The sequence below is a fragment of the Stappia indica genome (assembly GCF_001696535.1).
Classification (GTDB): domain Bacteria; phylum Pseudomonadota; class Alphaproteobacteria; order Rhizobiales; family Stappiaceae; genus Stappia; species Stappia indica.
On sequence record NZ_MBQE01000005.1, the window covers coordinates 503,222 to 526,569 of the forward strand.

Consider the following 23,348-nt stretch of genomic DNA (forward strand, 5'->3'; position numbering starts at 1 on the left):
GACCCGCGCGGATCGTTCGCGTTTCGATTGCCATGGTAAAGCAAAATTGAAGGCGGGCGCCGACGGGCGCCTCTAGTGTTGCGGCAAGCTCCGGTTAACGCCAATGGCCGGAAACCCCTCCGGAAGACGGGCGAAATTGCCGCGAACACGGCCGATTAACATGTTTCGGCTAGTCAGGTGGTGAGTTGACACCGGCAGATACCAGACCCACGGAAACGCCCAGGCCGATGCGAATATTGATGGCTTGCGCCGCCTTTCCCCCTTTCATGGACGGCGGAGGGCCCATTTCAGCCCTGATGCTGGCCCGCATGCTTGCGGGCGAGGGACATGTGCTGCGCGTCGTCAATGTGGCGGACGAAGAGGCGCTGGAGCAGGCCGACGGGTTCGAGGTCCGGCGCATTCGCCCGCCCAACGTCTACTGGAACTACCGCCGGCCCCGCCCGACCTGGAAGAAGATCGCCTGGCACCTGCTGGAAAACGGCAATCCGCGCGCCTTTACGGCCATGCGCCGCGAGATTGCGGATTTCCGCCCCGATGTCCTGCTGACCGACAGCATCGAGAACATCAACGTCGCCTCCTGGGCGGCAGCCCGCTCGCTCGGCGTGCCGGTGGCGCATACGCTGCGCAGCGCCTTCCTCATGTGCTGGCGCGGCGTCATGCAGAAGGCCGACGGGCGCAATTGCGACGGCCAGTGCACCAGTTGCTGGCTCACTTCGCTCGGCAAGCGGCACTTCACCCGCTATGTCGACGGGCTGTGCGGCGAAAGCCGCGAGGTCATCGAGCGACATGTTTCCGCCGGCTACTTCCCCAACGCGGTGTCGCGGCGCATTCCCGGCGCCATCGATCCGGTGCCCGGCGCGACCGCGCGGCACTTTCCGCAGGACCGGCCGCTGCGCGTCGGCTTCATCAGCGTCCACACCCCTTTCAAGGGACTGCAGGTGCTGGCCGCCGCGGCGGCGCAGATCGCACCCGACTGCCCGGTGGAGTATGTCGTCGCCGGCACCTCGCCGGACGGCAGCGACGCGAGCGCACTGACGCAGGGCTTTCCACCGGACAGGACCAGGTTTCTCGGCTGGACGGACCCGGCGGCCTTCTTTCCTCAGATCGATCTTCTCGTTTTCCCGTCCATCGGGCGCGAGGCGTTCGGCCGTGTCGCCATCGAGGCTTTCGCCCACGGGGTGCCGGTGCTCGGCTCCGACCTTGGCGGCATTGCCGAAACCGTCATTCCGAACCATAACGGCTTCGTGTTCCCGGCCGGCGATGCTGCATCGCTTGCCGGGCTGATCGAGCAGGTCGCTGGCGACGGCGCCTTGTTCGAACGACTTTCGCAAGGAGCGCTCGCCTCCGCCGAGCCTTACTACCGGCCGCAGATCGCGGCGGCCTATACCCAGTTTCTGGAGACTGCAGTGGAACATGCGGCAGCGCGCGCCGGCGGTGTGCGGGAGCAGGTGGCTTCATGATCGAGCGGATCCGCGCGATCGCCGCCGGCAAGGGCTTTCAGAAGATCTTCTGGTCCCTGGTCAGCCGGGGCAGCAGCACGGTGCTGAGCTTCGCCCTGCTGTTCGTCGCCAGCCATGTGCTCGATACGAACGAGTACGGCCTCTACATCTTCCTCTTTTCGGTCGGCTCCTCGCTGGGCCTGATCGCGGTGTTCGGCCAGCAGGTCCTGCTGGTGAAGCACTTCCGTCTGGCGACCCATGCGCGGGGGGAAACCAACCAGTCGCTCCTCTATTACAACGCTCTGTGGCTGGGCATCGGCTGCGGCGGCCAGCTGCTCGCCGCTCTTGTGATCTGGCTGTTGTCCGACCGGATTCCCTATCCGTACGACCACCTGCCCATCGCCTTGCTGTTCGGCGCGATCTTCACGCTCAGCGAATACATGCAGAGCTACTTCATCGTGCATGCGCGGATCGTGCTGGCCCTCGTGCCGCGCGAAAACCTCTGGCGCCTTCTGTCCTGTGCGGCTCTGGGCCTGCTGGCCTGGGCCGGCCTGCTGCAGACGGGTGCGGTCGCCATCGAGATCGTCACCGGCCTGCTCGCGCTGATGGTCGGCTACCAGTTCGTCCGTTTCGTTGCCCATGAAGGGCTCGGCTTCCTGCATGCCCCCACTGCCCGCGCCGAGGTGCCCTCGCGCGAATGGCGGCGCGAGACGCTGACCTTTACAGCCAACGGGTTCTTTTCCTCCGCAGCGCTCTACTTCGAGACCATCCTGATCGGCATCGCCATCGGCCTCGACGTGGCGGCCTTCTATTTCGTCGCCACCCGCATCGCCTCCCTGTTGATTCTGCCGGTGCTGGCGATCGACACGGTCGGCGTGCCGCTGATCTCGGCCCGCTTCCAGGAGCGGGATCATGAAGGCGCGCAAAAGCTCGTCTCCATGCTGTCGGCCGGCAGCTTCGCCCTCGCCCTCATCGGCGGCGTGGTGCTGTTCGTGATCGGCCCCTTCGTGCTGCATCTCTTCGACCCGTCCTTCGTCGAGCATTTCCCGGTGCTGGTGCTGCTGTCGATCGGGGCGATCGCCCATGCCTTCTTCGGGCCCGGCACCTGGCTGATGATGATCGGCGGCGGCGAGGCCTATCTGCTCAAGGCGCGCAGCGTGGTCTTCGTCGTCTATCTCGGCCTGCTCTTCGTGCTGGCCAGCCAGTTCGGGCCGGAAGGCGTTGCCATGGCGGGCGTGATCGAGCTGGTGACGCTGCATCTGATCTCGCGGCGCTGGGTCCTGCGCCAGTGGAAGGTCGACAATGCCGCAACCTCCTTCCTCATGTTGCGGTGGCGCGCCAGACGGGCGCAGGCAGCACAGATGCGCGATCGGGCGCTGGAGGCAGGCGACAATGGCCGGTCGTAGGGTCATCGCCGGCGGCGTGGTCGCCTCGCTGCTGCTGGCGTCTTCGCCGGCTGCCGCGGCCGAGTGCCTGCGCGGGGCCAATGCGGCCGGCGCCGAGTTCGGCGAGGTCCTGCCCGGCGAGTTCGGCCGCCACTACATCTACCCCTCGGCCGAGACCCTGCGCTATCTGCGCTCCAAGGGCATGAACGTCATCCGCCTGCCGTTCCGCTGGGAGCGGCTGCAGAAGAAGCAGTTCGCCGAGTTCGACCAGGTCGAGCTCAAGCGCTTGCAGGAAACGGTCGCCACCGCCACCGGCCTCGGCATGACGGTGGTGCTCGATCCGAGCAATTTCGCCATGTACTACCAGAAGAACATCGGCAGCGAGGATGTGCCCATCGAGGCCTTCGCCGACTTCTGGCGCCGGCTCGCGCCGCTCTTCGCCGGGCGCGACGACATCATTTACCTGATCATGAACGAGCCCGCCTTCGTGACGGCGCAGCAGTGGTTGCCGGCGGCGAATGCGGCCATCGCCGAAGTGCGCAAGGCCGGCGCGGACAACTTCCTTCTCGTGCCCGGCACGATCTGGACGGCCGCCGTGCACTGGTACGCGGATCAGGAAGGCGGCTCCAACGCCGAGGTGATGCGCGGCGTGGTCGACCCGATGAACCACTACGGTTTCGACATCCACCAGTATCTCGACGACGACTATTCCGGCACCAAGACCGCCTGCAACAAGGTGGACGAGGCGATTGCCGGGCTGGAGCGGGTTACCGCCTGGATGGAGGAAACCGGCAACCGCGCTTTCCTCGGCGAGTTCGGCGGCCATGCCCGCCCGGATTGCTACCGCGGCCTTGCCCGTGTCGTCAGCCTGCTGAACTCGCGCCCCGACATCTGGACCGGCTGGACGATCTGGGCCGCCGGCGATTGGTGGGGCGACTACCCGCTCTCGGTCCAGCCGCTGGAAGACGGCCTCGACCGGCCGCAGATGGTGGCGATCGAGCCGTTCATCGCCCGCAAGACACCGGAGGAGCGCTCGTGCGAGGCGCTGCGCCGTCGATGACAGGGCCGGCCCTCTCTGCGCGCATTCCGGTGGCCTTCGCCGGGACGGTCGGCCTGCTGGATCTGGCCGGCGGCGATGTCGGCGTGGTGATCTGCGAGCCCTGGGGCTACGAGGCGCAATGCGCCCGCCGTGCCCTGCGGGTCTTGTCCGACCGCCTGTCGGCGCTGGGCTGCCCGGTGCTGCGCTACGACCAGCCCGGCTCGGGCGATGCACTCGCCGCCGGTGCCGATATTGGCGGGCTCGCCCCGTTCGACGCCGCGCTGGCCGCTGCCTGCGAGACCCTGCTGCGCGGCACCCGCGCCACCCGCGTCGTGCTGGTCGGCCTTGGTCTCGGTGCGGCCCTGTGCCTGCGCCATGCGGTCGCCCATCCCGACACCGTGGCCGGCCTCGTGCTGCTGGCGCCCCCGGCAAAGGGGCGCGTCTGGCTGCGGGAGTTGCAGGCCCGCGCCGTGATGATCGGCGAAGTCACCGGCTCGGCGCCTGCGCCCGGGCCCGGCGAAGCGCTGCGCATCGCCGGCCTGCCGATGTCCGAAGCGCTAGCTGCCGAGCTGCGCGCGCTCGACCTGACCGTGCTCGATCACATGCCCGCCTGTCCGGTGCTGGCACTGGCGCGCGAGGGGCGCGCCGCGGAAGGGACCTTGTGCGAGGTGCTTGCCGCCGCCACCGGGGGGGAAGCCGGCATCATGGCCGGCTACGACGAACTGATGACCGACCCGACCGGCTCTCTCGTGCCGGAGGCGGATTTCGCCCGCATCCTGTCCTGGGTGCAGCGCCTGTTGCCGCAGGCTGGTGCCGCCACCGCTGCTGTCGCCACCGCTGCCGCCGATGGTGCGGCAGTGCTGCCTGCCGCCCGGCTCGCCGGTCCCGCTTTTGCGGAAACCCTCTGCCTCTTCGGCCCGCAGGATGCGATGGCCGGCGTCTGGTGTGCGCCGTCTCGGCCCGATCCGCAGGCGCTTCCGGTGATCCTGCTCAATGCCGGCGGCAATCCGCGCGCTGGCTGGGCGCGCGGCGGCGTGGAGCTTGCGCGCGCACTTGCTGCAGCGGGCATCGCCTCCTTCCGCTTCGACATTGCCGATATCGGCGACAGCCGGCCACTCCCCGACGGGCCGGAGGTGGTCCACTATCATGCGGGCCTGCCGGCGCAGCTCTCCTCCGCCATCGATCTCTGCGAGGCGATGGGCGGCGGCAGCCGCGTCGTGGTCACGGGCAATTGCGGCGGCGCCTATCTCGCGCTCAACGGGGCGCTTGCCGACACGCGCATTGCCCATGTGGTCGCGGTCAATCTTCAGCGCTTCCTGTGGGATCCGCGCGACGACGTTGCCGAGGTGCTCCGCTTCGGCCACAGCTCGGCGAGCGAATACGGCCGCAAGCTGTTTGACCCCAGCAAGTGGAAGCGGGTTCTGGCGGGCAAGTCCGACCCGTTCGGCATCCTGCGCAGCCTTGCGGTGCGGGCCTGGCGGCAGGGCGAGCGGCGTCTTGCGCCCTGGCTCTTCGGCCTGGCGCCGTTCTCGCGGCTCTATCGTCAGGTGCACGCCAATCTGGCGGCGCTGGCGCTGCGCGGCGTTGCCATCGTCCTGGTCTTCAGCGAGGGCGACCCGGGCCTGGCGCAGCTCGACACGTTCTTCGGCGAAGGCTGGAAGCGCCTTGCCGCCTATCCGAATGTCGACGTCGTCATGATCCCCGATGCCGACCACAACCTCACGCCCGAGGCTGCTCGTCTCGCGCTGCGCGAGCAGGTGATCGGCGCGGCCCTCGCCGAAACCTCGAGCGAAGCGCCGGGCGCTCAGCCCGCCGCGTAAGGTACCGGCTGCCCGCCGAGCGGCAGTACGACGCCCTGCGGCCTGGCATCGGCGGCCGCACCCGGCCTCCGGCGCAGCGTCACTGTCTTCACATGCCCCGGCGCCAGGTGGAACCAGTTGTCGAGCGGCAGAAACGCCTCGTCGCGGATCGATACGCTCTGCGCGATCCGGTCGCTTGAAAGCTGCAGGCACCAGCTTCCGTCCGGCAGTGGCACCGTCTCGGCGACGATCTTCGCCCCGCGCGCCGACGCCTTGCGCCCGAGCGGAAAATGAAAGGCCTCATCCAGCACCGCACCCGTTTCGGGATCGAGCACCCGCACATGCACGCAGTCATGCGAGGGCGGGCCGAAGCGGAAGGCATAGGTCGTGTCGAAAAAGGCGCCGATCAGCTCCGTTGCCGGCAGGCTTTCGCTGCCATGGGCGGGCATCTCCATCACCTTCGCGCCGCTCGCCACCGGCATCTGCCCTTCGCGCAAGCACGCGATCTCGATCCGCAGCGCCCGCGCGACGGGCGTATCGTTCTGCAGGTGGATATCCAGCCCGTTGGTGCCTTCGTCGGTCACCGTCAGGCGCAGCGGCGCAAACGCCCGGCGCAACCCGTGCCAGGCGGATTTCGGCGTGCCGTCGCTGCCGACCACGCCCCAGCCGGCGCCCGGAATCAGGTCCTGGAAGGTCCACACAAGCGCGCCGCCGCAGCCCGATCCCTTGCGCCGCCATTCCGCGAAGGTTGTCTCCATCACCTCGGCCACGGCCGCCCGGCCCTGGTCGAGATAGGAAGCCGGATCGCCGTAGCGCAGGTCGAGCGGATCGGTGCCGTAGAGCTCGCGCACATAGTGGTCGCGCACATCCTCGAAGTCCCAGCCGACATCCCGGTCGCGCGGCACGCCGCGCTTCCAGTCCGGGTGATGGCACGGCGCGGTTTCGGAGACGGCACCGGGCTCCGCCACGTTGGAAAAGGCGAGGCATTCGCCGGCAAAGCGGACATTCGCCCGCCTTGCATCCTCCAGCGGCCGGCGATAGGCGCCGACGCCGTAGTAATGGGCAATGCCTGCATTGGGCGAAAAGGGCATGGCCCCGCCGCTCGGCGAGTTCGGCACATAGGGCACGTCGGGCCGCGCGCTTGCCGCCGCGCCCGGCAGGATCTCCTCGGTCAAGGCTCCGCGCCAGCGTTCCTCGGGCAGGCCCATCATCGCGCCCTGCTGGTGCATTTCGCTGCCGCCGCAGACGACCGCGAGCGATGGCGAGGCGCTTGTGCTACCCAGCAGGTCCGAGGTTTCCCGGGCGACTTTCGCCGCGAAGTCCGGGTCGCTCGCCGGATAGTCGAAATTGGCGAAGGGCAGGTCCTGCCACACGAGAATGCCGAGCTCGTCGCACAGCTCGAAGAAGGCGGGGCTTTCCGGCGCCATCGTTCCGCCGATGCGCAGCATGTTCATGTGCGCCTCGCGCGCCAGCTCCAGCCACGGGCGATAGGCATCAACGGTGCCGGGCAGGGCGCAGACGTCGGCGCTGGTCCACACCGCGCCGCGGCAGAACACCGGCACGCCGTTGACGATGAGGCCGAACCCGTTGCCGTCCGGACCCCGGTCCACCTCGATCCGCCGGAAGCCGGTGCGGGCCAGCAGCACCTCGCGCCCCTCGCAGGCCAGCCGGACGTCGTGCAGGGCGGGCGCGCCGTGGGTATGCGGCCACCAGGGGGCGATGCCGGGAAGGTCGAGCGTCGCGGCAAGCTTGCCATCGGCCTGCTCTGCCAGCGGCGCCTCGATGCCGGCACAAGCGATGCGTGCGCCTGGCGCAAGCCCGTCGCCGGGTCGCAGCGAAACGGTCAGCCGTCCGGTGCCGTCCTCGCTAAGAGCGGTGCGGACGGAAAGGTCTTGCAGCAGCACATCGGAGCGAGCGGTGAGCGTCACTCCTCGCCAGGGGCCGACCGCATGCACGTTCGGGCACCAGCCCGGCATGTGGCCGAGCAGCGTGGTGCGGACCATCCTCAGGCCCGGTTCGTCGGCAAGGCGCGTGCGCCAGCGGGCGCGCGGTCCCTTGCGGGCAAAGTACGGCGTCAGCGCGCGAAAGCAGAACACGAGCTCCGCCGGCTCCTCGAGGTCGAGCTCGACCTGAAGCGGCTGATACATGCTGTCGGAGGTCAGCAGCGGCGCATCGCCGATCCACGCTTCGCAGACCGTCGCCAGCCCGTCGCAGCGCAAGACATGCGTGCCGGGCTTGCTCGGCGCGATCCGGCAGCGATACCAGACGTCCTTGTCGTGCAGCGGCGTCGGCGCCTCGCGAGAGAAGCGGCCGGCCGCCTCCAGCGCGGCCGCTGCCGTTCCCGGCACCTCGGCCGGCACCCAGTCTGCCTCGGCGTTCAGGTCCGCGGGTGTCGTCCAGGCATCGGCCGGCGTGACGCAGAGCTGCCAGTCGGCGCCGGCAAGACGGTTTGCGGCCTCGGGGAGGGTGGCAAGGTCGATCATCTGGCTCCCCGATATCGGGTCTGGCCGCACCGTGTGCGCGTCACGCGGCGAGCATGCGCAGGCGTGCGGGGAGTTTCTCTTCCAGCCCCGCCATCAGCGTATCCCAGGCCGTGGCCGCAGGCGTCAAGGCCTCGCCGAGACCGGCGAAACGCTTGCGTGCCAGCGCTCGCGCCAGCTGAAACTGTAGCGTCTTGCAGCATTCGGAGATCGCGCGCGCAGCCTGCGCCTCCGCCGCAAGGCTGTCGTCCTCGGCAAGCCAGTCGAGATGGCTTGCTGCCAGCTCGAAATTGGCGCCTGCTTGGCGCAGAGTGTTGAACGCGTATTTGTGGAAGGCCTCGAAGGGCCGCTCCGACAGCGCCTCGATCTCGGCCGCAAAGCCGGATGCATAGGCGGCGAAGGGATTGTCCTTCGGCCGCCGCGCCAGATGTCCGGCGAGCAGCTTCCACGCGATCTCGCGCGGATTGCCGGCCGGGGAAGCGTCGGGCGCCGTCTCGGGGAATTTCGCGAATTCGGTATAGGGCAGGAAGGGCAGGGGCTGCGCATGCGCGCCGCGCTGGAATACCCCGTCGAAATCCTCGCCCTCCAGTTCGAAGAAGCCGGCATTGTGGAAGTAGCGCAGCCGCTTGGCGTCCTGGTCCAGCGCGGTGATCGCGACCGTCGTCTTGCCGTGCTCGATGCGGTAGCTGACGCCCTGCGTGTCGGGCAGGAAATAGCTGTCCACCTCGACGAGGCACAGCCGGCCGCGGGCGATCTGCGTCGCCACATGCTGCTCGACCGGCTCGAAGACCGCCAGTTCCGTGGCGCGGATGCCGTACAGGGTTTCAAGATCCTCCAGCGGCACCTTGAAGAAGGTGAACTGGTCGCCCTCGAAATCCTGCGTCACGGTGAAGCCGAGCATCGCCTCCACCGGCAGGCCGAGCGCATGCAGCACCTCGATCCACAGGTCGACATAGCAGTTGGTCTCCGGCCACATCCGGCCTGCGTCGTGCAGGGGATGCGGCCGGTAGCCGTCGGCCCGGAGGGCGGCGAGCCTGTCGAACGCGGGCATGGTCAGCCCCACAGCGCCTTGCGCACGTCCGCCGGCCAGTCGGCCGTGTCCAGCCCGTGGCGGGCGAACAGCGCCAGCGTGATCCGCTCCAGGCCGAAGCCGACGCAGGCCGTGTGGGCGGTCTCGCCGTCGGCGGTCGTCAGGCCCCAGGTCGTGCCGAAATGGTCCTGGTGGTAATTGAAGCTGAGGCAGGCGGTCTTGTTGGCCGACGAGGTCACCGGGATCAGCAGCTCGAACTTCAGCTTCTGCTCGCGCTGGCTGTTGCCCATCATCTTGCCGGCGCGGCCGAAGAACGGATCGTTCGCCGTGTCCAGCTCGACATCGAGACCAACGGCGGCGATCAGCTTCTGCCCGCGCTCCATCCAGTCCTCGCGGAATTCCATCACCTGGTCCGGCGTGCCCATGCGCACGAACTCGCGCATGCGGAACAGCTGCATGCGCGCCGGGTCCTTGGACGGCTCGTGGCGGAAGCAGTAGGACTGCAGGTCGAACAGCCCGCCGCCCGCCGGCAGCGGTCCGCGCTTGGCCACCACCGGATAGAGCGGGTAGCAGGCGGCCGGCGTCAGCACCACGTCGGTGGCCTTCTGCCCTTCCGTCCAGTCGCCGCCCTCGGCGATGCACTGCAGCAGGTTCATGTGATCGAGCTCGCAGCCGCAGAAGCTGTGCACCGTGCCGGCCAGCTGCGGGAAGCTCTTCATGTAGCCCGAACCTTCGAAATGCTTGCGGTTCATGCCCGGCGGGAAGCGGATCACCTCCGGGCGCGCGTCCGCCGGCGCATGGGCGTCGATCAGCTTCTCGAAGCGCGCGATCACGTCTTCGAACGTGCCGCTGCGGCCGTACAGGCCGTCGATGCCGGTGTCGATCAGCAGGCCGGCGTCGAGCAGCCGGTCGAGCAGCGAGCTCTGCATATCCATGGTTCCCTCCCGATCAGCCATAGAGGCTGGTGTCCTGCTTGTGCACGAGCAGCATGGTCGACGTGTTGCCGAGGATGCGGTCGTTGGAAATCATCAGCTGGGCCGAATGCGCATCGCGCAGGTGCCGGCCGAGGCTGAAGGGCGTGCCGTTCTTGTAGGCGAGGATGCCGCAGATCAGCATGCAGTGATTGATAATCGACAGGATCGTCTGCGAGCTGGCGATCTTGAGGTTGTTCATCGCGACGGCAAAGCTCATAGCCGAGAGCTTGTCCTCGTCCAGCCGTGCCGCGTCGTATTTCTCGATGGCCGCCACGATGCTGGCCTTGACGCCCTGCAGCAGGGCCGAAGCCTCGGCGACGCGCAGCGCTCCGGGCGGCACCTGGTCGGGGCTGCGGCGGGCCGCCGCGCGCACGAAGGCCTGCGCCTTGACGAAGGCATCGGCGGCGATGCCGTACCACACCGCACTCCACAGGATGTGCGAATGGGCGAGCATCGACTGAGCTGCGATCTCGGCGAAGGGCCGGGGCAGGATCTGCTTCGCCGGCGCCTCGCCCTTGAACAGGAAGCCGTCGGAGCAGGTGCCGCGCATGCCCAGCGTGTCCCACACATGGGTGCGCTCGAGCGTGTACTGGTCCTTCAGGAAGACGGTCATCACCTGGTCGCTGGAGGCGGCGGCCGGGTGCGCGCGCGAGGTGATGAGGATGGCGTCGGCTTCCGTGCCGTAGGAAATGACGGTGGCGTCCTTCTGCAGCCGGCAGGTGTCGCCGTCCACCTCGATCGCGCAGATCGAGTTGCGCAGGTTGCCGCCGATGCCCCCTTCGGTGGTCGCCGAGGCCAGCAGCAGCTGCTCGCCCGCGACGCGGGCCATGAAACCGCGGTGCCAGTCGTCGCCCTCGCCATGGCTGACGAGGCTGGAGACCTTGATCTGGTGCATGGCGAAGACCATCGCGGCGGCCGAGCAGGCCTGCCCGAGAATGGTGCAAAGCTCGGAAATCTCCGCGACCGATGCGCCGTCGCCGCCCAGTTCCACCGGGATCTGGCAGCCGAGCAGACGCTCCTGGCGCATCGCGTCGACCGCCTCGCGCGGGAAGCGCGCCGCGGTGTCGACCGCGTCCGCATGGGTGGCGGCGATCGCTGCCACCCGGCGCATGCGCTCGCAAAGCGTCATCGCCGTCGCGGAGCCGAGCACGGTCATCACGCCACCTGCTCGCCCGGCGCCAGTTCGGCCACTGCCGAAGAGATCGCGCCGATGCTGGAGAAGGTCTTGCGGTTGAGCATGGTCTCGGGGAACTCGATGTCGAACCGCTCCTCCAGGGCCAGCATCAGCTGGACCGAAGCGAAGGACGACAGGCCCGCGGCATAAAGATCCGCATCGTCGGCCAGCGTGGCGACATCCACCGGAAGCTTGCCGTGGCTGGCGATGATCTTTCGCACGTCTTCGATGATCGGCATTGTCATGCTCCTGTAGATTCCGCAGCCTGATGAATTGTTGTGCCTGAAATTCTGGCGTTGGCCGTGTTGTCGCACACCCGCATTGAAAATATCTAAATGCGAATACAGAAGGATTCTCTAAATTGATTAAGGTTAATGTGGAATTTCGTCCGCCGCGCAAAGGTCCCGCCCCGGCTATGCGGGATTGCAGGACATTTTCGCCGGATTGCTCCCGCAACACGAGCCCTGATCCCCTGTCTGTCGAGAGCTTCCACCGGTATTCGTTTTAATTGACCGTCCGGTCGATCAATTATTAAATGCCGGCGATGGGCGTTGACGCCCGCCTGTGCGGCGGGGAAAAAGACGCCGGCAATAACGGTCCGGCCGGACCAGGGAGGTTCTGATGCGCAATGCCTATATCGTCGATTATGTCCGCACGCCGATCGGCCGCTTCGGCGGTGCGCTGTCTTCGGTCCGGGCCGACGATCTCGGTGCCGTGCCGATCCGCGCGCTGGTCGAGCGCAACGGCGGCGTGGACTGGGCGCGCGTCGACGACGTGATCTACGGCTGCGCCAACCAGGCGGGCGAGGACAACCGCAACGTCGCGCGCATGGCCGCGCTGCTGGCCGGCTTGCCGGTGGAGGTGCCCGGCACCACGGTCAACCGCCTGTGCGGTTCGGGCATGGATGCGGTGATCATGGCCGCGCGCGCCATCCGCACCGGCGAGGCCGAGCTGATGATCGCCGGCGGCGTGGAAAGCATGTCCCGCGCACCCTTCGTTCTGCCGAAGGCCGACAGCGCCTTTTCCCGCCATGCCGAGATCCACGACACCACCATCGGCTGGCGCTTCGTCAATCCGCTGATGAAGGCGCAATACGGCATCGATTCCATGCCGGAAACGGCGGAAAACGTCGCCGAGGATTACAAGGTCGCGCGCGCCGACCAGGACGCCTTCGCCGCCCGCTCGCAGGACCGCGCCGTCGCGGCCCAGGAGAACGGCCGTCTCGCCCGCGAGATCGTTCCCGTGACCATTCCCCAGCGCAAAGGCGATCCCATCGTCGTCGACCGCGACGAGCATCCGCGCGCCGGCACCACGGCCGAAAAGCTCGCCAAGCTGCCGACGCCGTTCCGCCAGGGCGGTTCGGTGACCGCCGGCAACGCGTCGGGCGTCAATGATGGCGCGGCCGCACTGTTGATCGCCTCCGAAGAGGCGGTGAAGGCCTATGGCCTGACGCCGATCGCCCGCATCGTCGGCGGTGCCACGGCCGGCGTGCCGCCGCGCGTCATGGGCATCGGTCCGGTGCCGGCGACCCGCAAGCTGATGGCGCTGCTCGGCCTGTCCATCGGCGACTTCGACATCGTCGAGCTGAACGAGGCCTTTGCGGCGCAGGGCCTGGCGGTGATGCGCGAGCTCGGGCTCGCGGACGACGCGGCGCATGTCAACCCGAATGGCGGCGCCATTGCGCTCGGCCATCCGCTCGGCATGTCGGGTGCGCGCATCGTCGGCACGGCGGCGCTGGAGCTGGCCGGACAGGGCAAGACCCGGGCCCTCGCCACCATGTGCATCGGCGTCGGCCAGGGCATCGCCTGCGCGATCGAGAGGGCCTGACGGACAGGCGCCAGGCAATCGGGAAAATCTTCCCGCGATCTCTTGACGTTCGGTGGTCCGGAAGCGGACAACCGGGAGGTGATTCCGGACACGGGGCAGACCGCGGCGCCTTTCGCCGCGGCCGGAATATGGAGATCGGATATGGAAGAGGGCGAGGACGATCCGCGGCGCAGCAGCCGGGTGAGAACGCTCAAGCAGGGACGACTGGTGCTGCAGGGCAAGGGCGGTTTCGGCATCGATTGCCGGATCGTCAATCTCTCGCCCCATGGCGCCCGGCTGAAGCTGGAAACGCCGCTGACCCGCAGCGAGGCCGTCGACCTCGTCTTCCTTCCCGAGAATATCCGGACCCCGGTCAAGGTCATCTGGCAGGAGGACAACCAGATGGGGGTGGAGTTTTCCGAACCCCTCACCTGGCTGAAGAACCTGACCTGACCCCTGGCTGGTTCCTAGCTGGCGGGCAGCGCGGCGAGGTCGAAATGGCCGACCCGCGTCACCAGTTCGCCCGCGCGGATCTGTTCCAGCCGAAGCGTCAGCCAGGCCGCGACTTCATCACCGTCCGCACCGGTCTCGCGTGCGGCCTGCGCCCAGCCTTCCACCAGCATCGACTGGAACGCGGTCTCGGCCGGCAAGGCTTCCCAGTCGGCGGCCCCGTCCGTGACCTGCAGCCCCGCCTTGCGGAACGAGGCGAGGGCATGCGCATGGGCATCGGGTCCGAGCGCCGGGCCGAAGCCCTTGTCGGTGCCCTGATGCGACCGCATCGCCGCGCGCACCGTTTCGTCGAAGGGATGGGCCGGTTCCAGCGACTGCCGTCCGTCATAGGTCAGCATGGCGAGGAACGGCAGCCCGCGCCCGGCGAGCGTCTCGGCCAACCCGTCGATCCATCCGGCCGAGACGAGGTCGAGAAAGGCGGAGGTGGTCACCGCATCGATGCCGTCCAGCAGCCCGGCAGAGAGCCCGGGCGCAAGATCCGCCGCGACGATCTCCGCCGCCAGCCCGTCGCGCTCCGCCATCTCTGCGGCCAGCGCCATCAGTGCCGGATCATGCTCGGCAAGGCGCCAGCTGGTGGGAAAGCGCAGGTGCGGATGCAGCGCGCGCATCGTCGCGCCCGTGCCCGCGCCAAGGTCGAGGATCACCAGCGCGTCGCCCTTCTTGCGCGCACGGGTCTCGAGATGGCCGAGAAAGGCCTCGCGCACCTCCGCATTGCGGGCTCGCAGGTCCGCCGGTTCGCGCGCGGAAAGCCAGTCGCCGGAAAAGCCGCTCATCTTGCAATCTCCGCAATCAGGGCGGCGAGCCGCCGGGCCTGGTCCTGCCAGCCCGGCAGGCTCTGCGCATGGGCGCGCGCCGCCTGTGCCATGGTTTCGGTGCGCCGCGGATCATCCGCCAGCTGCCGGATCGCCGAACCGACGGCAGCCGCATCGCCGGCCTCGCACAGGATGCCGGCCGCGCCAGGGACGGTGTCGCGCACCGCGCCGGCGCCCGTCGCGATGACGGGAAGTCCGTGCGCCATCGCCTCGACGAAAGCCATGCCGTAGCCCTCGTAGAGCGTGGTCAAGGCAAACGCATCCGCCTCGGCGTAGAGCGCGTCCAGCGCCTCCTTCGGCAGGGCGCCGTGCAGGCGCACCTGGGAGGCGAGGTCGAGGCAGTCGATCTCCGCGCGCACCCGGCTCGCGTGGGCGGGGTCGAGTTCGGCGCTGCCGGCGATATCGACGGTGATCCGCGTGTCGCCAAGGCCGGCAAGGGCTGCCAGCAGCGTCGGATGATCCTTGCGCGGCACCAGCGAGCCGACGCACAGCAGTCGGAACGGATCGCCCGGTTGTCGGCGGATCCGAGAGGGTAGCGGAGGCAGGACAAGGCCCGGCTCCAGCACGCTCACGCGATTGCTCGCGACACCGAATTCGGCGATGACGGCAGCGGCAGTGGCCGGGCTCGTCGTCACCACATGGCGGGCCAGCGCCAGCGCGCGGCGCTCGCTGGCATGCAGCTCCGCCGCCCGGTCCGCGGGCACGCCGCTCTCATGGGCCAGCGGATGGTGGACGAGGGCGATCAGGCGCAGCCGCTGGGCATGCGGCGCGGCGATGGCGTCCATCACGCCGAAGGCCAGCCCGTCGATCATCACCGTCTCGCCATCGGCAAGGCCGGCGAGCAGGCGCTCGCCGGCTTTGAGCGTGGCCGGCGAGGGCGCAGGGTAGCCCTCGCCGAGCGTCAGCGCGGTTGCCTCGACGCCGATGGCTGCCAGGGCTGCGAGCAGCTCGCGGTCGTAGACATAGCCGCCGGTCGGCGTCTCCAGCCGGCCCGGATACAGAAAGGTGAGCCGGGCTGCGGCTGTCATCAGATCTTGCCTTCGTACCAGGCCCGTGCGGCATGGGACTCGTGCAGCGTTACCCGGATCGAGGCGAGCTCGCTGCCCGGACGGCCGAGACGGTTCTCGCGCGCGGCCTTCGCCAGCGCGTCGAAGATGTGGCGGCTCAGGAACTCGGTCGTCGTGTTCTTGCCCTTGAACTCCGGCACATCGTCGAGATTGCGGTAGTTCAGCGGCGTCAGCGTCTCCTTGAGCACTTCGTGCGCGCGGCCGATGTCGATGACGATGCCGTTCTCGTCGAGCTCCTGCGAGAAGAACGCGGCGTCGACGACGAAGGTGGCGCCGTGCAGCTGCTGCGCGGGGCCGAAGACGTCGCCCTTGAACGAATGGGCGATCATGATGTGGTCGCGGACTTCGACGGCATGCATGTGTCGGGATCTCCTGTTGGAACCGGGCGGACAGCTTCTGGCCTGATGACGATACGCAAGGCGGCCGCATCCGGGTCGGTGCGGCGCGCATGTGACGTCAAATTGCGCCGACTTGAGGGCGCGGCCGTCGGTCAGCCGTTGTTTTTCACGTCGTTTTCCGCCCCGTGGCGGATCGGCTGCGCCAGCACCGGCACCCGGCCGGCGAAGATCTCCGGCAGTCGCGCTGGCGCCTCCTCGATGGAGATCGGCGGCGAAATCAGCGTATCGAGCGCCGGGTCACACAGAAGTGACAGGGCCGTCTCCATGCGCCGGCGATAGGTCCAGCGGGCCTGCCGGTCGGGCGGCAGGCTGCCGACCTGGCTCGAACGCAGCGTCAACCGCCGGCTGTGGAAGCCGCCGCCCAGATGCGCGGTCACCGGCTTGGCGCCGTACCAGCTCATCTCGACCACCTTCGCCTCGCGTCCGGCCAGGGAAAGCGCGGTGTCGAGGCCGGACGGGTGGCCCGAGGTGTGGAAGACGAGGTCCTGGTCGAGCGGGGCATCGCCCGGCAGGGCGAAGGCCGCGCCGAGGGCGCGGGCGTGGCGTTCCTTCGCCGGATCCGTGTCGACGACCGTCACCTTCGTGCCCGGCAGGCGGGCGGCCAGATAGGCGACCAGCAGCCCGACGACCCCGCCGCCGACCACGGCAACGTGATCTCCCGGTGAGGCGCCGCCGTCCCATAACCCGTTGAGCGCGGTCTCCATATTGGCCGCCAGGATCGCCCGCAGCGCGGGCACGCCGTCAGGAATCTTTACGGCGGCGGAACCGGAAACGGCGAAGCGAGTTTGATGAGGATGCAGAACGAAAACGGTTTCGCCGGTTCGCGCCGGATCGCCCTCGACGATTTCGCCGACACAGGCGTAGCCATATTTGACCGGGAAGGGGAAATCCCCCTCCTGGAACGGCGCGCGCATGCGCTGCCATTCGCTTTCCGGCACCGCTCCGGTGAACACCAGCCGCTCGGTTCCGAGGCTGACGCCGCTCCACAGAGCGCGCACCAGCACCTCGCCGTCAGCCGGCATCCGTACTTCCTGCAGGCGCAGTTCCAGCGTTTCCGGACCCGTGGTCCAGAGTGCTTGTGCGTTGCAAGAAAATTTATTCGGCATGCTGCGCTGCGTCACAAATCCTCCTTAGTCCGGGGCAACGTATAGCGCAACAGACGGGGCTGGGCATCCGCTATCGCCGACCATCTGTTTACGAGGTTGTGTTTCATGTTCCAGAGCAGGTTGCCGACTTACCTCACACCGGATTCCTCCGGCAACGGCGTCATTGCGCCGTCCCCGGACCTTCACCAGGCCGCGCCCGCCGATGCCGCAAGGCTCGCGCGCCGGCGCGCCGTTTTCGCCACCCTCGTGCTTGCCACCATGGCCGGTCTGACCGCGCTGATGGGCCTCGCCTTTTCCGGCGACGGCGGCATCACCTGGGCCGAGTGGCTGATGATCGGCTGCTTCCTGCTGACCTTGCCGTGGACGGCAATCGGCTTCTGGAATGCGGTGATCGGCCTGTCGGTCATGCGCCTGTCGCGTGATCCGCTCGCTGCCGTCTCGACCCTGCGCCCAGGCGACGTCACCCGCGACAGCACCTCGTCGACCGCGATCCTCTCCTGCATCCGCAACGAGGATGTCGAGGAGGTCGCCGCCTCGCTCGATGCGATGGTCGCCGATCTCGTGCGCTCCGGTCGGTCCTCCGGCTTCACCCTCTATGTTCTCAGCGACACCAATGTCGACGAGATCGCCGGCCGCGAGGAGCGCGCCTTTGCCGAGCTCGCAGCCCGCTGGGAGGGCCGCCTGCCGGTGCTCTACCGCCGCCGGTCCGAGAACCCCGGCTTCAAGGCCGGCAACATCCGCGACTTCCTCGACCGCTGGGGCGCTGCCCACGACTATGCGATCGTGCTCGACGCCGACAGCTTCATGTCGGCCAAGACCATGCTCGATATGGTCGCGCGCATGGATGCCAACCCGCGCGTCGGCATCCTGCAGACGCTCGTCGTCGGCATGCCGACCACCAGCGCCTTCGCCCGCATCTTCCAGTTCGGCATGCGTCTCGGCATGCGCTCCTACACGCTGGGCAGCGCCTGGTGGCAGGGCGATTGCGGTCCCTACTGGGGCCACAACGCGATCCTGCGCGTCGCGCCGTTCGCCGAGCAGTGCCACCTGCCCAAGCTGCCGGGCAAGGGCCCGCTCTCGGGCTGGGTCCTGAGCCATGACCAGGTCGAGGCGGTCCTGATGCGCCGTGCCGGCTACGAGGTGCGCGTGCTTCCCGTCGAAAGCGAGAGCTTCGAGGAGAACCCGCCCAACATGCTGGAGTTCATCCGCCGCGAGCTGCGCTGGTGCCAGGGCAATCTCCAGTACATCAAGCTGCTCGGCCTGCCGGATCTCAAGCCGGTCAGCCGCATCCAGCTGGTTCTGGCGATCCTGATGTTCGTCTCTGCTCCCGCCTGGCTGACCTTCATGGCAACCGGCGCGGCGCTGGTCGCCTTCGGCAGCAGCGAGCTGATCCGCTTCGACCTGACGGCCGGCTTCGCGCTGTTCCTCATCGTCATGACGATGATCTTCGCGCCGAAGATCTCGACCTTCCTCGACATTCTGGCCGACCGGAAGCTGCGCACCGCCTTCGGCGGCGGCCTGCGGGTGACGGCGAGCTGGTTCGTCGAGCTGATCTTCTCGATGCTGATGGCGCCGATCGTCGCCGTCGCCGTCACGCTCTTCGTCGCCGGCCTGCCCTTCGGCAAGGCCATCGGCTGGGGCGCCCAGATCCGCGACAACCGCACCCTGCCGCTCGGCCTGTGCGCGTCCAAGCTGTGGCCGCAGACCCTGTTCGGTCTGGCCGGCTTCACCTTCGCGTTCACGGTCACGCCGGATCTGATCTGGCCGCTGCTGCCGGTCATTCTCGGCCCGATGATCGCGGTGCCGCTGGCACGCCTGACCTCGGGCGAGACCGCCGGCCGTCTGGCGCTCGCCTCGCATCTGTGGCGCCTGCCGGAAGAGGTGACGCCGCCGGACTGCCTGCTGCCGCTGCGTCTTCCCGCCCACGCCTCGCTCGGCGTTCCCTTCGGCGGGGCGCGTGGCGGCATGGCGGCGGACCTCGCCCGCGTCGACGGCTGAGCCTGGCTCTCCGGTCCCGGCGGATCACTGCGGCCTCGCGCCGCGGTGATCCGCCGTGCCCGTTCCGTCGCAGGCGGTTGATTTGAGCGGATCGCGCCTTTGCGTCACCTTGTCCTCGCTGCCGGGTGCATCGCCCGGCCTCGGGAGACAGATGCCATGCAATCTCACGCCGCTCCGGCCACCACCGCGTCCCGCCTCTTTCCGCCGCTCGCCCTCTCCACCTTCGTCACCGCGCTCATTGCCGGCGTGCTTGCCGACGGCACCTGGGAGTTCTGGGCGCGCGTCATCACGCCGCTTTGGGTCGGCGGCCCGCTGCAGCCCGCGGCCCTCGTCCAGTCGGTCTTCGGCTTCAGCAACTTCGCCCTTGCCGAGGCGATCCACCTCGTCGTCGGCGTGGTGTTCTATCCGCTCGGCTATCTCTTCATCGCCAAGCCCATCGCCGACCGCTTCCTGCCGTTCCTGCCCTGGCCCGTCGTGGCGCTGGGCTATGGTGTTGGACTGTGGGTCTTCGCGCTCTACATCATGGCGCATCTGTTCGCCGGCCTGCCGCCTTTCCTGAACTTCATCACCCTGACCTGGGCTTCGCTCATCGGTCACCTCCTGTTCGGGCTGGTCGTCGGGATCGTGGTGCGCTGGCGGATGGGGGCATGAGGCGCCGCGCCCGTTCCGCTCACTCGCCATTCGTCACGAGGTGAAATGACGTCCTCCGATACCGCTTCCGCTCCTGCCGCACCTCGTCCGGGCGGCAGGGGACCGCTCGCCGGGGTGAAGGTGCTCGACCTGTCGCGCATCCTCGCCGGCCCCACCGCCACCCAGCTGCTCGGCGATCTCGGGGCCGACGTGGTCAAGATCGAGCGGCCCGGCAGCGGCGACGACACCCGCGGCTGGGGACCGCCCTTCCTGCGCGATGCGGACGGCAACGAAACCCGCGAAAGCGCCTATTACCTCTCCTCCAACCGCAACAAGCGTTCGCTCGCCGTCGACCTGTCGAGCGAGGAGGGCATTGCCCTGGTGCGCCGGCTGGCGCGCTGCGCCGATGTGCTGGTGGAGAATTTCAAGGTTGGCGACCTTGCTCGCCGGGGCCTCGGCTACGAGGCGCTGTCGGCGGAAAATCCCGGCCTCGTCTATTGCTCGATCTCCGGTTTCGGCCAGGGCGGCCCCTATGCGCACCGGGCCGGCTACGACTTTCTCATCCAGGGCATGGGCGGGCTGATGTCGCTCACCGGCCGGCCGGATGCGGAGGGCGGCGAGCCGACCAAGGCCGGCGTCGGCATCGCCGACGTGATGTGCGGCATGTATGCCTCCAACGCCATCCTCGCCGCGCTGCATCACCGCAGCGCCACCGGCGAGGGCCAGCATCTCGACATCGCCCTGTTCGACACCCAGGTCGCCTGGCTGATCAACCAGGGCGTCGCCTGTCTCACCGACGGCAATGTGCCGCCGCGCCGGGGCAATGCCCATCCCACCATCGTGCCCTACAACGCCTATCCGGCCCGCGACGGATCCTTCATCCTCGCCGTCGGCAACGATGCGCAATTCGCCCGCTTCTGCGAGGTGGCAGGCCGGCCGGAGCTTGCCCGCGACCCGCGCTTTGCCTGCAATGCCGACCGGGTGCGCAACCGGCTGGAGCTGGAGCCGGAGGTCGAGCGGCTGACGGTAACCCGCGACCGGGCCGACTGGATCGCCGCGCTGGAGGCGGTCGGCGTGCCCTGCGGCCCGATCAACGATGTCGGCGAGGTCTTCGCCGATCCGCAGGCCGTCCACCGCGGCATGCGCATCGAGATGGAGCACCCGCTCGGCCCCGACGGACGCGTCGCGCTGATCGGCAACCCGCTGAAGCTCTCGCGCACGCCCGTCACCTATCGCCGCGCCCCGCCGCGACTTGGCGAGGGCGGCGGCGAGGCGCTGGCGGAATGGCTCGGAGAGGACGACAATGGCATCCGGGCGCTCGCGGAGAGCGGCGCCATCGTTCTCGCGGAGACGGAATGAGTGCTGGCGGAGACGGAATGAGCGGGACGGGAGCGGATTTCATCGCCGCAAAGCTGCGGCAGGCCGGCTGCACCCATGCCTTCGGCATGCCGGGCGGCGAGGTTCTGGCGCTGATGGGCGCGCTGGAGGAGGCGGGCATCGCCTTCCAGCTGGTCAAGCACGAGAATGCCGGCGGCTTCATGGGCGAGGGCGTCTGGCATGCGCAGGCCCGGGCCGGGCGCGAGGCGCCCGCCGTCCTGCTCGCCACCCTCGGGCCTGGCGTTGCCAACGCGGTCAACGTGGTCGCCAACGCGTTGCAGGACCGGGTGCCGCTCGTCTTCCTGACCGGCTGCGTCGATGCCCGCGAGGCGGAAACCTACACCCATCAGGTCTTCGACCATGGTGCCCTGCTGCGCCCGGTGGTCAAGGCGAGCTTCCGCGCCGCCCCCGGCGCGCTCGGGGCGATGATGGACAAGGCGATCCTCACCGCGCTGGAGGGCCAGCCCGGTCCCGTCCATGTCGATGTACCCATCGGCATCGCGGAAGGCGCCTGCGAGGAGGCGCTATATCCTCTCCCGCCGCGCGTTTCGCCGCGCGATCTCTTGCCCACGGGTCCCGCGCTGGAGGCGGCGCGCGCGCTGCTTGCAGGCGCCGAGCGTCCCATCGCCATCGCCGGCGTCGACGCGGTTAACGAGGATGCGGGCGCGGCCGTCGCCGCTTTCTGCCGGGCGCATAACGTGCCGCTCGTCACCAGCTACAAGGCCAAGGGCCTGCTCGAGGAGGCCGATCCGCTGGCGCTGGGCGGTGCCGGCCTGTCGCCGCGTGCCGACGCGCACCTGTTGCCGCTGCTGGCGGCCTCCGACTGCATCCTGCTTCTCGGCTACGATCCGATCGAGATGCGCATCAACTGGCGAAACCCCTGGCCGGCCGATGCGCCGGTGGTGGAAATCGCTGCCAGCCCGCGCCGGCACGGCATGCATGCCGTCCGCCATCTCCTGCCCTGCGGGGTTGCGCCGGCCCTTGCCGCCTTGGGTGAGGGGCTTGCTCCGCGTGCCACCTGGCCGGGCGGGGAGATCGCGGCCGCACGCGCAGCGCTTGCCGCCCAGTTCGCGCCCGAGCCCTCTGGCTGGGGCCCGGCTGCCGTCTTCCATACCCTGCGGAATGTCTTGCCGGCCGAGACGGTCGCGACCGCCGACAGCGGCGCCCATCGCATCCTCGTTTCGCAGATCTGGCGCGCCGGCTTTCCGCGCGCCATGCTGCAGTCCTCGGCCCTGTGCACCATGGCCTGCGCCCTGCCGCTCGGCATCGGCCATGCCATCGCCGAGCCGGAGCGTCCGGTCGTGGTCTTCGTCGGCGATGCGGGGCTGGAAATGGGGCTCGGCGAGCTCGCGACCTTGCGCGACCTCGGCCTGCCGGTCCTCGTCTGCGTTCTGGTCGACGAGAGCCTTGCCCTCATCGAGCTGAAGCAGCGCGCCAGCCAGCGCCCCAATGTCGGCGTCGACTTTGCCGGCACGGACTTTCCGGCCCTTGCCCGTGCGCTCGGCGGCCACGGCGTGTGGGTGGACGATGCCGAAACGCTCGCCCGCGAGGCGGCCGCGGCGCTCTCCCGCGACACCTACACCTTGCTCGCCTGCCGCATCGGCCGGCGCGCCTATGACGGCAAGTTCTGAACCGTTCCAGGAGAGGTGGCCTTGAAAATGTAAAGCGTGCTTGACATTCCTGGGTGCGGCGACAAATGTAAAGTGTACTTTACAAAAGGAGCCGTCATGAACAAGCGAACCGCGTCTCTCACTCTTCGCCGCGCGATCCCCTGTTTCGTGGCCTTTGCCGCCTATGTGATCGTTCTGGTCGTTTCGCTGCGCCTGCTCGCGCATGGTGTCGAGGGACGGGCAGCCGAGCTTGCCGTATCGCTCAGTCCGGTCATTCCCGTCATCGCCTTGTGCTTTTGTATCGTCCGGCTCATCCGCGGCATGGACGAGATGCATCGGGCCATCCAGCTCGAGGCTCTCTCCATGTCCGTCGCCGCGACGGCGCTTGCGACCTTCAGCTACGGGTTCCTCGAGAATGTCGGGTTTCCGAAAGTGTCGCTCTTCGTGGTCCTGCCGCTGATGTGCGGCTTCTGGGCGGCCGGGACCGTCCTTGCCCAGTGGCGCTATCGATGAAGAACTGCATTCAGGAGCTGCGGGCCGCGCGCAAATGGTCCCAGGCGGACCTTGCCGAGCAGCTGGATGTCTCGCGCCAGACGGTGAACGCCCTGGAGCGCGGCCGTTACGACCCCAGCCTGCCGCTCGCCTTCCGCATCGCCCGCCTGTTCGGCGTCGCCATCGAGGATGTCTTCCAGCCCTGATGCCTGCCCCCGGTGT

The 23,348-nt window shown here is 68.6% G+C and carries 21 protein-coding genes; 12 read left to right on the plus strand and 9 right to left on the minus strand.

The window, feature by feature from the left end; translation table 11 throughout:
- The first annotated feature begins 266 nt into the window (after positions 1-266).
- From BBX35_RS19720 to BBX35_RS19735, 4 genes are read left to right on the plus strand one after another with little or no spacing between them, the layout of a single operon-like run.
- Entirely contained in the window at positions 267-1,460 is a 1,194-nt protein-coding gene (locus BBX35_RS19720) for a glycosyltransferase (RefSeq protein WP_279626394.1), read from the plus strand.
- Positions 1,457-2,845 carry a lipopolysaccharide biosynthesis protein gene (locus BBX35_RS19725; RefSeq protein WP_067223744.1) on the plus strand — a complete coding sequence of 463 codons (1,389 nt, stop codon included), beginning with the start codon at positions 1,457-1,459 and terminating at the stop codon, positions 2,843-2,845. The genes BBX35_RS19720 and BBX35_RS19725 overlap by 4 nt, the downstream gene beginning before the upstream one ends.
- Complete coding sequence (locus BBX35_RS19730; protein ID WP_067223745.1) at positions 2,832-3,884, plus strand: glycoside hydrolase family 5 protein; 1,053 nt, start codon at positions 2,832-2,834, stop codon at positions 3,882-3,884. The genes BBX35_RS19725 and BBX35_RS19730 overlap by 14 nt, the downstream gene beginning before the upstream one ends.
- Complete coding sequence (locus tag BBX35_RS19735) at positions 3,881-5,683, plus strand: serine aminopeptidase domain-containing protein (protein ID WP_067223748.1); 1,803 nt, start codon at positions 3,881-3,883, stop codon at positions 5,681-5,683. The genes BBX35_RS19730 and BBX35_RS19735 overlap by 4 nt, the downstream gene beginning before the upstream one ends.
- Here BBX35_RS19735 and BBX35_RS19740 read toward each other — a convergent pair.
- From BBX35_RS19740 to BBX35_RS19760, 5 genes are read right to left on the minus strand one after another with little or no spacing between them, the layout of a single operon-like run.
- Positions 5,668-8,145: a glycoside hydrolase family 2 protein gene (locus BBX35_RS19740; RefSeq protein WP_067223751.1), complete on the minus strand. Its 2,478-nt coding sequence runs from the start codon at positions 8,143-8,145 to the stop codon at positions 5,668-5,670. The genes BBX35_RS19735 and BBX35_RS19740 overlap by 16 nt on opposite strands.
- Before the next feature lie 40 nt (positions 8,146-8,185).
- On the minus strand, positions 8,186-9,193 hold the full coding sequence (locus tag BBX35_RS19745) for a DUF1839 family protein (RefSeq protein ID WP_067224061.1): 1,008 nt from the start codon (positions 9,191-9,193) through the stop codon (positions 8,186-8,188).
- Positions 9,194-9,195: 2 nt separating this feature from the next.
- On the minus strand, positions 9,196-10,107 hold the full coding sequence (locus BBX35_RS19750; protein WP_067223754.1) for an amino acid--[acyl-carrier-protein] ligase: 912 nt from the start codon (positions 10,105-10,107) through the stop codon (positions 9,196-9,198).
- A 13-nt stretch (positions 10,108-10,120) separates the two neighbouring features.
- Positions 10,121-11,302: an acyl-CoA dehydrogenase family protein gene (locus BBX35_RS19755; RefSeq protein ID WP_067223756.1), complete on the minus strand. Its 1,182-nt coding sequence runs from the start codon at positions 11,300-11,302 to the stop codon at positions 10,121-10,123.
- On the minus strand, positions 11,302-11,559 hold the full coding sequence (locus tag BBX35_RS19760) for an acyl carrier protein (RefSeq protein WP_083206456.1): 258 nt from the start codon (positions 11,557-11,559) through the stop codon (positions 11,302-11,304). Before BBX35_RS19760 ends, BBX35_RS19755 begins: the two co-directional genes overlap by 1 nt.
- Before the next feature lie 382 nt (positions 11,560-11,941).
- Between BBX35_RS19760 and pcaF the strand changes: the two genes are divergently transcribed.
- Positions 11,942-13,147 (plus strand): 3-oxoadipyl-CoA thiolase, encoded by a 1,206-nt coding sequence (gene pcaF, locus BBX35_RS19765; protein ID WP_067223758.1) that lies wholly within the window; start codon positions 11,942-11,944, stop codon positions 13,145-13,147.
- Between the two features lie 141 nt (positions 13,148-13,288).
- Complete coding sequence (locus BBX35_RS19770; protein ID WP_067223761.1) at positions 13,289-13,579, plus strand: PilZ domain-containing protein; 291 nt, start codon at positions 13,289-13,291, stop codon at positions 13,577-13,579.
- Positions 13,580-13,593: 14 nt separating this feature from the next.
- Here the strand turns inward: BBX35_RS19770 and BBX35_RS19775 are convergent, their stop codons facing one another.
- The 4 genes from BBX35_RS19775 to BBX35_RS19790 all read right to left on the minus strand — a co-directional run bounded on the left by BBX35_RS19775 (position 13,594) and on the right by BBX35_RS19790 (position 16,935).
- Positions 13,594-14,409, minus strand: coding sequence for a hypothetical protein (locus BBX35_RS19775; RefSeq protein WP_067223763.1), 816 nt, complete (start codon positions 14,407-14,409; stop codon positions 13,594-13,596).
- Complete coding sequence (locus tag BBX35_RS19780) at positions 14,406-15,476, minus strand: glycosyltransferase family 4 protein (RefSeq protein WP_067223766.1); 1,071 nt, start codon at positions 15,474-15,476, stop codon at positions 14,406-14,408. The genes BBX35_RS19775 and BBX35_RS19780 overlap by 4 nt, the downstream gene beginning before the upstream one ends.
- Complete coding sequence (locus tag BBX35_RS19785; RefSeq protein WP_067223769.1) at positions 15,476-15,874, minus strand: 6-pyruvoyl trahydropterin synthase family protein; 399 nt, start codon at positions 15,872-15,874, stop codon at positions 15,476-15,478. The genes BBX35_RS19780 and BBX35_RS19785 overlap by 1 nt, the downstream gene beginning before the upstream one ends.
- 131 nt (positions 15,875-16,005) lie before the next feature.
- On the minus strand, positions 16,006-16,935 hold the full coding sequence (locus BBX35_RS19790) for a zinc-dependent alcohol dehydrogenase (RefSeq protein WP_228189363.1): 930 nt from the start codon (positions 16,933-16,935) through the stop codon (positions 16,006-16,008).
- 189 nt (positions 16,936-17,124) lie between these two features.
- On the opposite strand from BBX35_RS19790, the gene mdoH reads away from it, so the two are divergent.
- The 6 genes from mdoH (at position 17,125) to BBX35_RS19820 (ending at position 23,332) form a co-directional block, all read left to right on the plus strand.
- Positions 17,125-19,017 (plus strand): glucans biosynthesis glucosyltransferase MdoH, encoded by a 1,893-nt coding sequence (gene mdoH, locus BBX35_RS19795; RefSeq protein WP_083206457.1) that lies wholly within the window; start codon positions 17,125-17,127, stop codon positions 19,015-19,017.
- Between the two features lie 156 nt (positions 19,018-19,173).
- A complete protein-coding gene (locus BBX35_RS19800) occupies positions 19,174-19,668 on the plus strand; it encodes a hypothetical protein (RefSeq protein WP_067223775.1) in 495 nt (164 codons plus the stop codon).
- A gap of 45 nt (positions 19,669-19,713) precedes the next feature.
- Complete coding sequence (locus tag BBX35_RS19805) at positions 19,714-21,006, plus strand: CaiB/BaiF CoA transferase family protein (protein WP_067223777.1); 1,293 nt, start codon at positions 19,714-19,716, stop codon at positions 21,004-21,006.
- A 17-nt stretch (positions 21,007-21,023) separates the two neighbouring features.
- Positions 21,024-22,655, plus strand: a complete 1,632-nt coding sequence (locus tag BBX35_RS19810; protein WP_067223779.1) for a thiamine pyrophosphate-binding protein — start codon at positions 21,024-21,026, stop codon at positions 22,653-22,655.
- A 96-nt stretch (positions 22,656-22,751) separates the two neighbouring features.
- Positions 22,752-23,147, plus strand: coding sequence for a hypothetical protein (locus BBX35_RS19815; protein WP_067223781.1), 396 nt, complete (start codon positions 22,752-22,754; stop codon positions 23,145-23,147).
- Positions 23,144-23,332: a helix-turn-helix transcriptional regulator gene (locus tag BBX35_RS19820; RefSeq protein ID WP_067223784.1), complete on the plus strand. Its 189-nt coding sequence runs from the start codon at positions 23,144-23,146 to the stop codon at positions 23,330-23,332. The genes BBX35_RS19815 and BBX35_RS19820 overlap by 4 nt, the downstream gene beginning before the upstream one ends.
- Positions 23,333-23,348: the final 16 nt, after the last annotated feature.

Excerpts from the sequence above, each read along its gene's own strand:
- mdoH (WP_083206457.1), top strand. The coding sequence starts at position 17,125 with ATGTTCCAGAGCAGGTTGCCGACTTACCTCACACCGGATTCCTCCGGC.
- BBX35_RS19740 (WP_067223751.1), bottom strand. The coding sequence starts at position 8,145 with ATGATCGACCTTGCCACCCTCCCCGAGGCCGCAAACCGTCTTGCCGGC.
- BBX35_RS19775 (WP_067223763.1), bottom strand. The coding sequence starts at position 14,409 with ATGAGCGGCTTTTCCGGCGACTGGCTTTCCGCGCGCGAACCGGCGGAC.
- BBX35_RS19725 (WP_067223744.1), top strand. The coding sequence starts at position 1,457 with ATGATCGAGCGGATCCGCGCGATCGCCGCCGGCAAGGGCTTTCAGAAG.
- BBX35_RS19730 (WP_067223745.1), top strand. The coding sequence starts at position 2,832 with ATGGCCGGTCGTAGGGTCATCGCCGGCGGCGTGGTCGCCTCGCTGCTG.
- BBX35_RS19810 (WP_067223779.1), top strand. The coding sequence starts at position 21,024 with ATGAGCGGGACGGGAGCGGATTTCATCGCCGCAAAGCTGCGGCAGGCC.
- BBX35_RS19750 (WP_067223754.1), bottom strand. The coding sequence starts at position 10,107 with ATGGATATGCAGAGCTCGCTGCTCGACCGGCTGCTCGACGCCGGCCTG.
- BBX35_RS19820 (WP_067223784.1), top strand. The coding sequence starts at position 23,144 with ATGAAGAACTGCATTCAGGAGCTGCGGGCCGCGCGCAAATGGTCCCAG.
- pcaF (WP_067223758.1), top strand. The coding sequence starts at position 11,942 with ATGCGCAATGCCTATATCGTCGATTATGTCCGCACGCCGATCGGCCGC.
- BBX35_RS19770 (WP_067223761.1), top strand. The coding sequence starts at position 13,289 with ATGGAAGAGGGCGAGGACGATCCGCGGCGCAGCAGCCGGGTGAGAACG.
- BBX35_RS19755 (WP_067223756.1), bottom strand. The coding sequence starts at position 11,302 with ATGACCGTGCTCGGCTCCGCGACGGCGATGACGCTTTGCGAGCGCATG.
- BBX35_RS19780 (WP_067223766.1), bottom strand. The coding sequence starts at position 15,476 with ATGACAGCCGCAGCCCGGCTCACCTTTCTGTATCCGGGCCGGCTGGAG.
- BBX35_RS19815 (WP_067223781.1), top strand. The coding sequence starts at position 22,752 with ATGAACAAGCGAACCGCGTCTCTCACTCTTCGCCGCGCGATCCCCTGT.
- BBX35_RS19760 (WP_083206456.1), bottom strand. The coding sequence starts at position 11,559 with ATGCCGATCATCGAAGACGTGCGAAAGATCATCGCCAGCCACGGCAAG.
- BBX35_RS19720 (WP_279626394.1), top strand. The coding sequence starts at position 267 with ATGGACGGCGGAGGGCCCATTTCAGCCCTGATGCTGGCCCGCATGCTT.
- BBX35_RS19735 (WP_067223748.1), top strand. The coding sequence starts at position 3,881 with ATGACAGGGCCGGCCCTCTCTGCGCGCATTCCGGTGGCCTTCGCCGGG.
- BBX35_RS19785 (WP_067223769.1), bottom strand. The coding sequence starts at position 15,874 with ATGCATGCCGTCGAAGTCCGCGACCACATCATGATCGCCCATTCGTTC.
- BBX35_RS19800 (WP_067223775.1), top strand. The coding sequence starts at position 19,174 with ATGCAATCTCACGCCGCTCCGGCCACCACCGCGTCCCGCCTCTTTCCG.
- BBX35_RS19745 (WP_067224061.1), bottom strand. The coding sequence starts at position 9,193 with ATGCCCGCGTTCGACAGGCTCGCCGCCCTCCGGGCCGACGGCTACCGG.
- BBX35_RS19790 (WP_228189363.1), bottom strand. The coding sequence starts at position 16,935 with ATGCCGGCTGACGGCGAGGTGCTGGTGCGCGCTCTGTGGAGCGGCGTC.
- BBX35_RS19805 (WP_067223777.1), top strand. The coding sequence starts at position 19,714 with ATGACGTCCTCCGATACCGCTTCCGCTCCTGCCGCACCTCGTCCGGGC.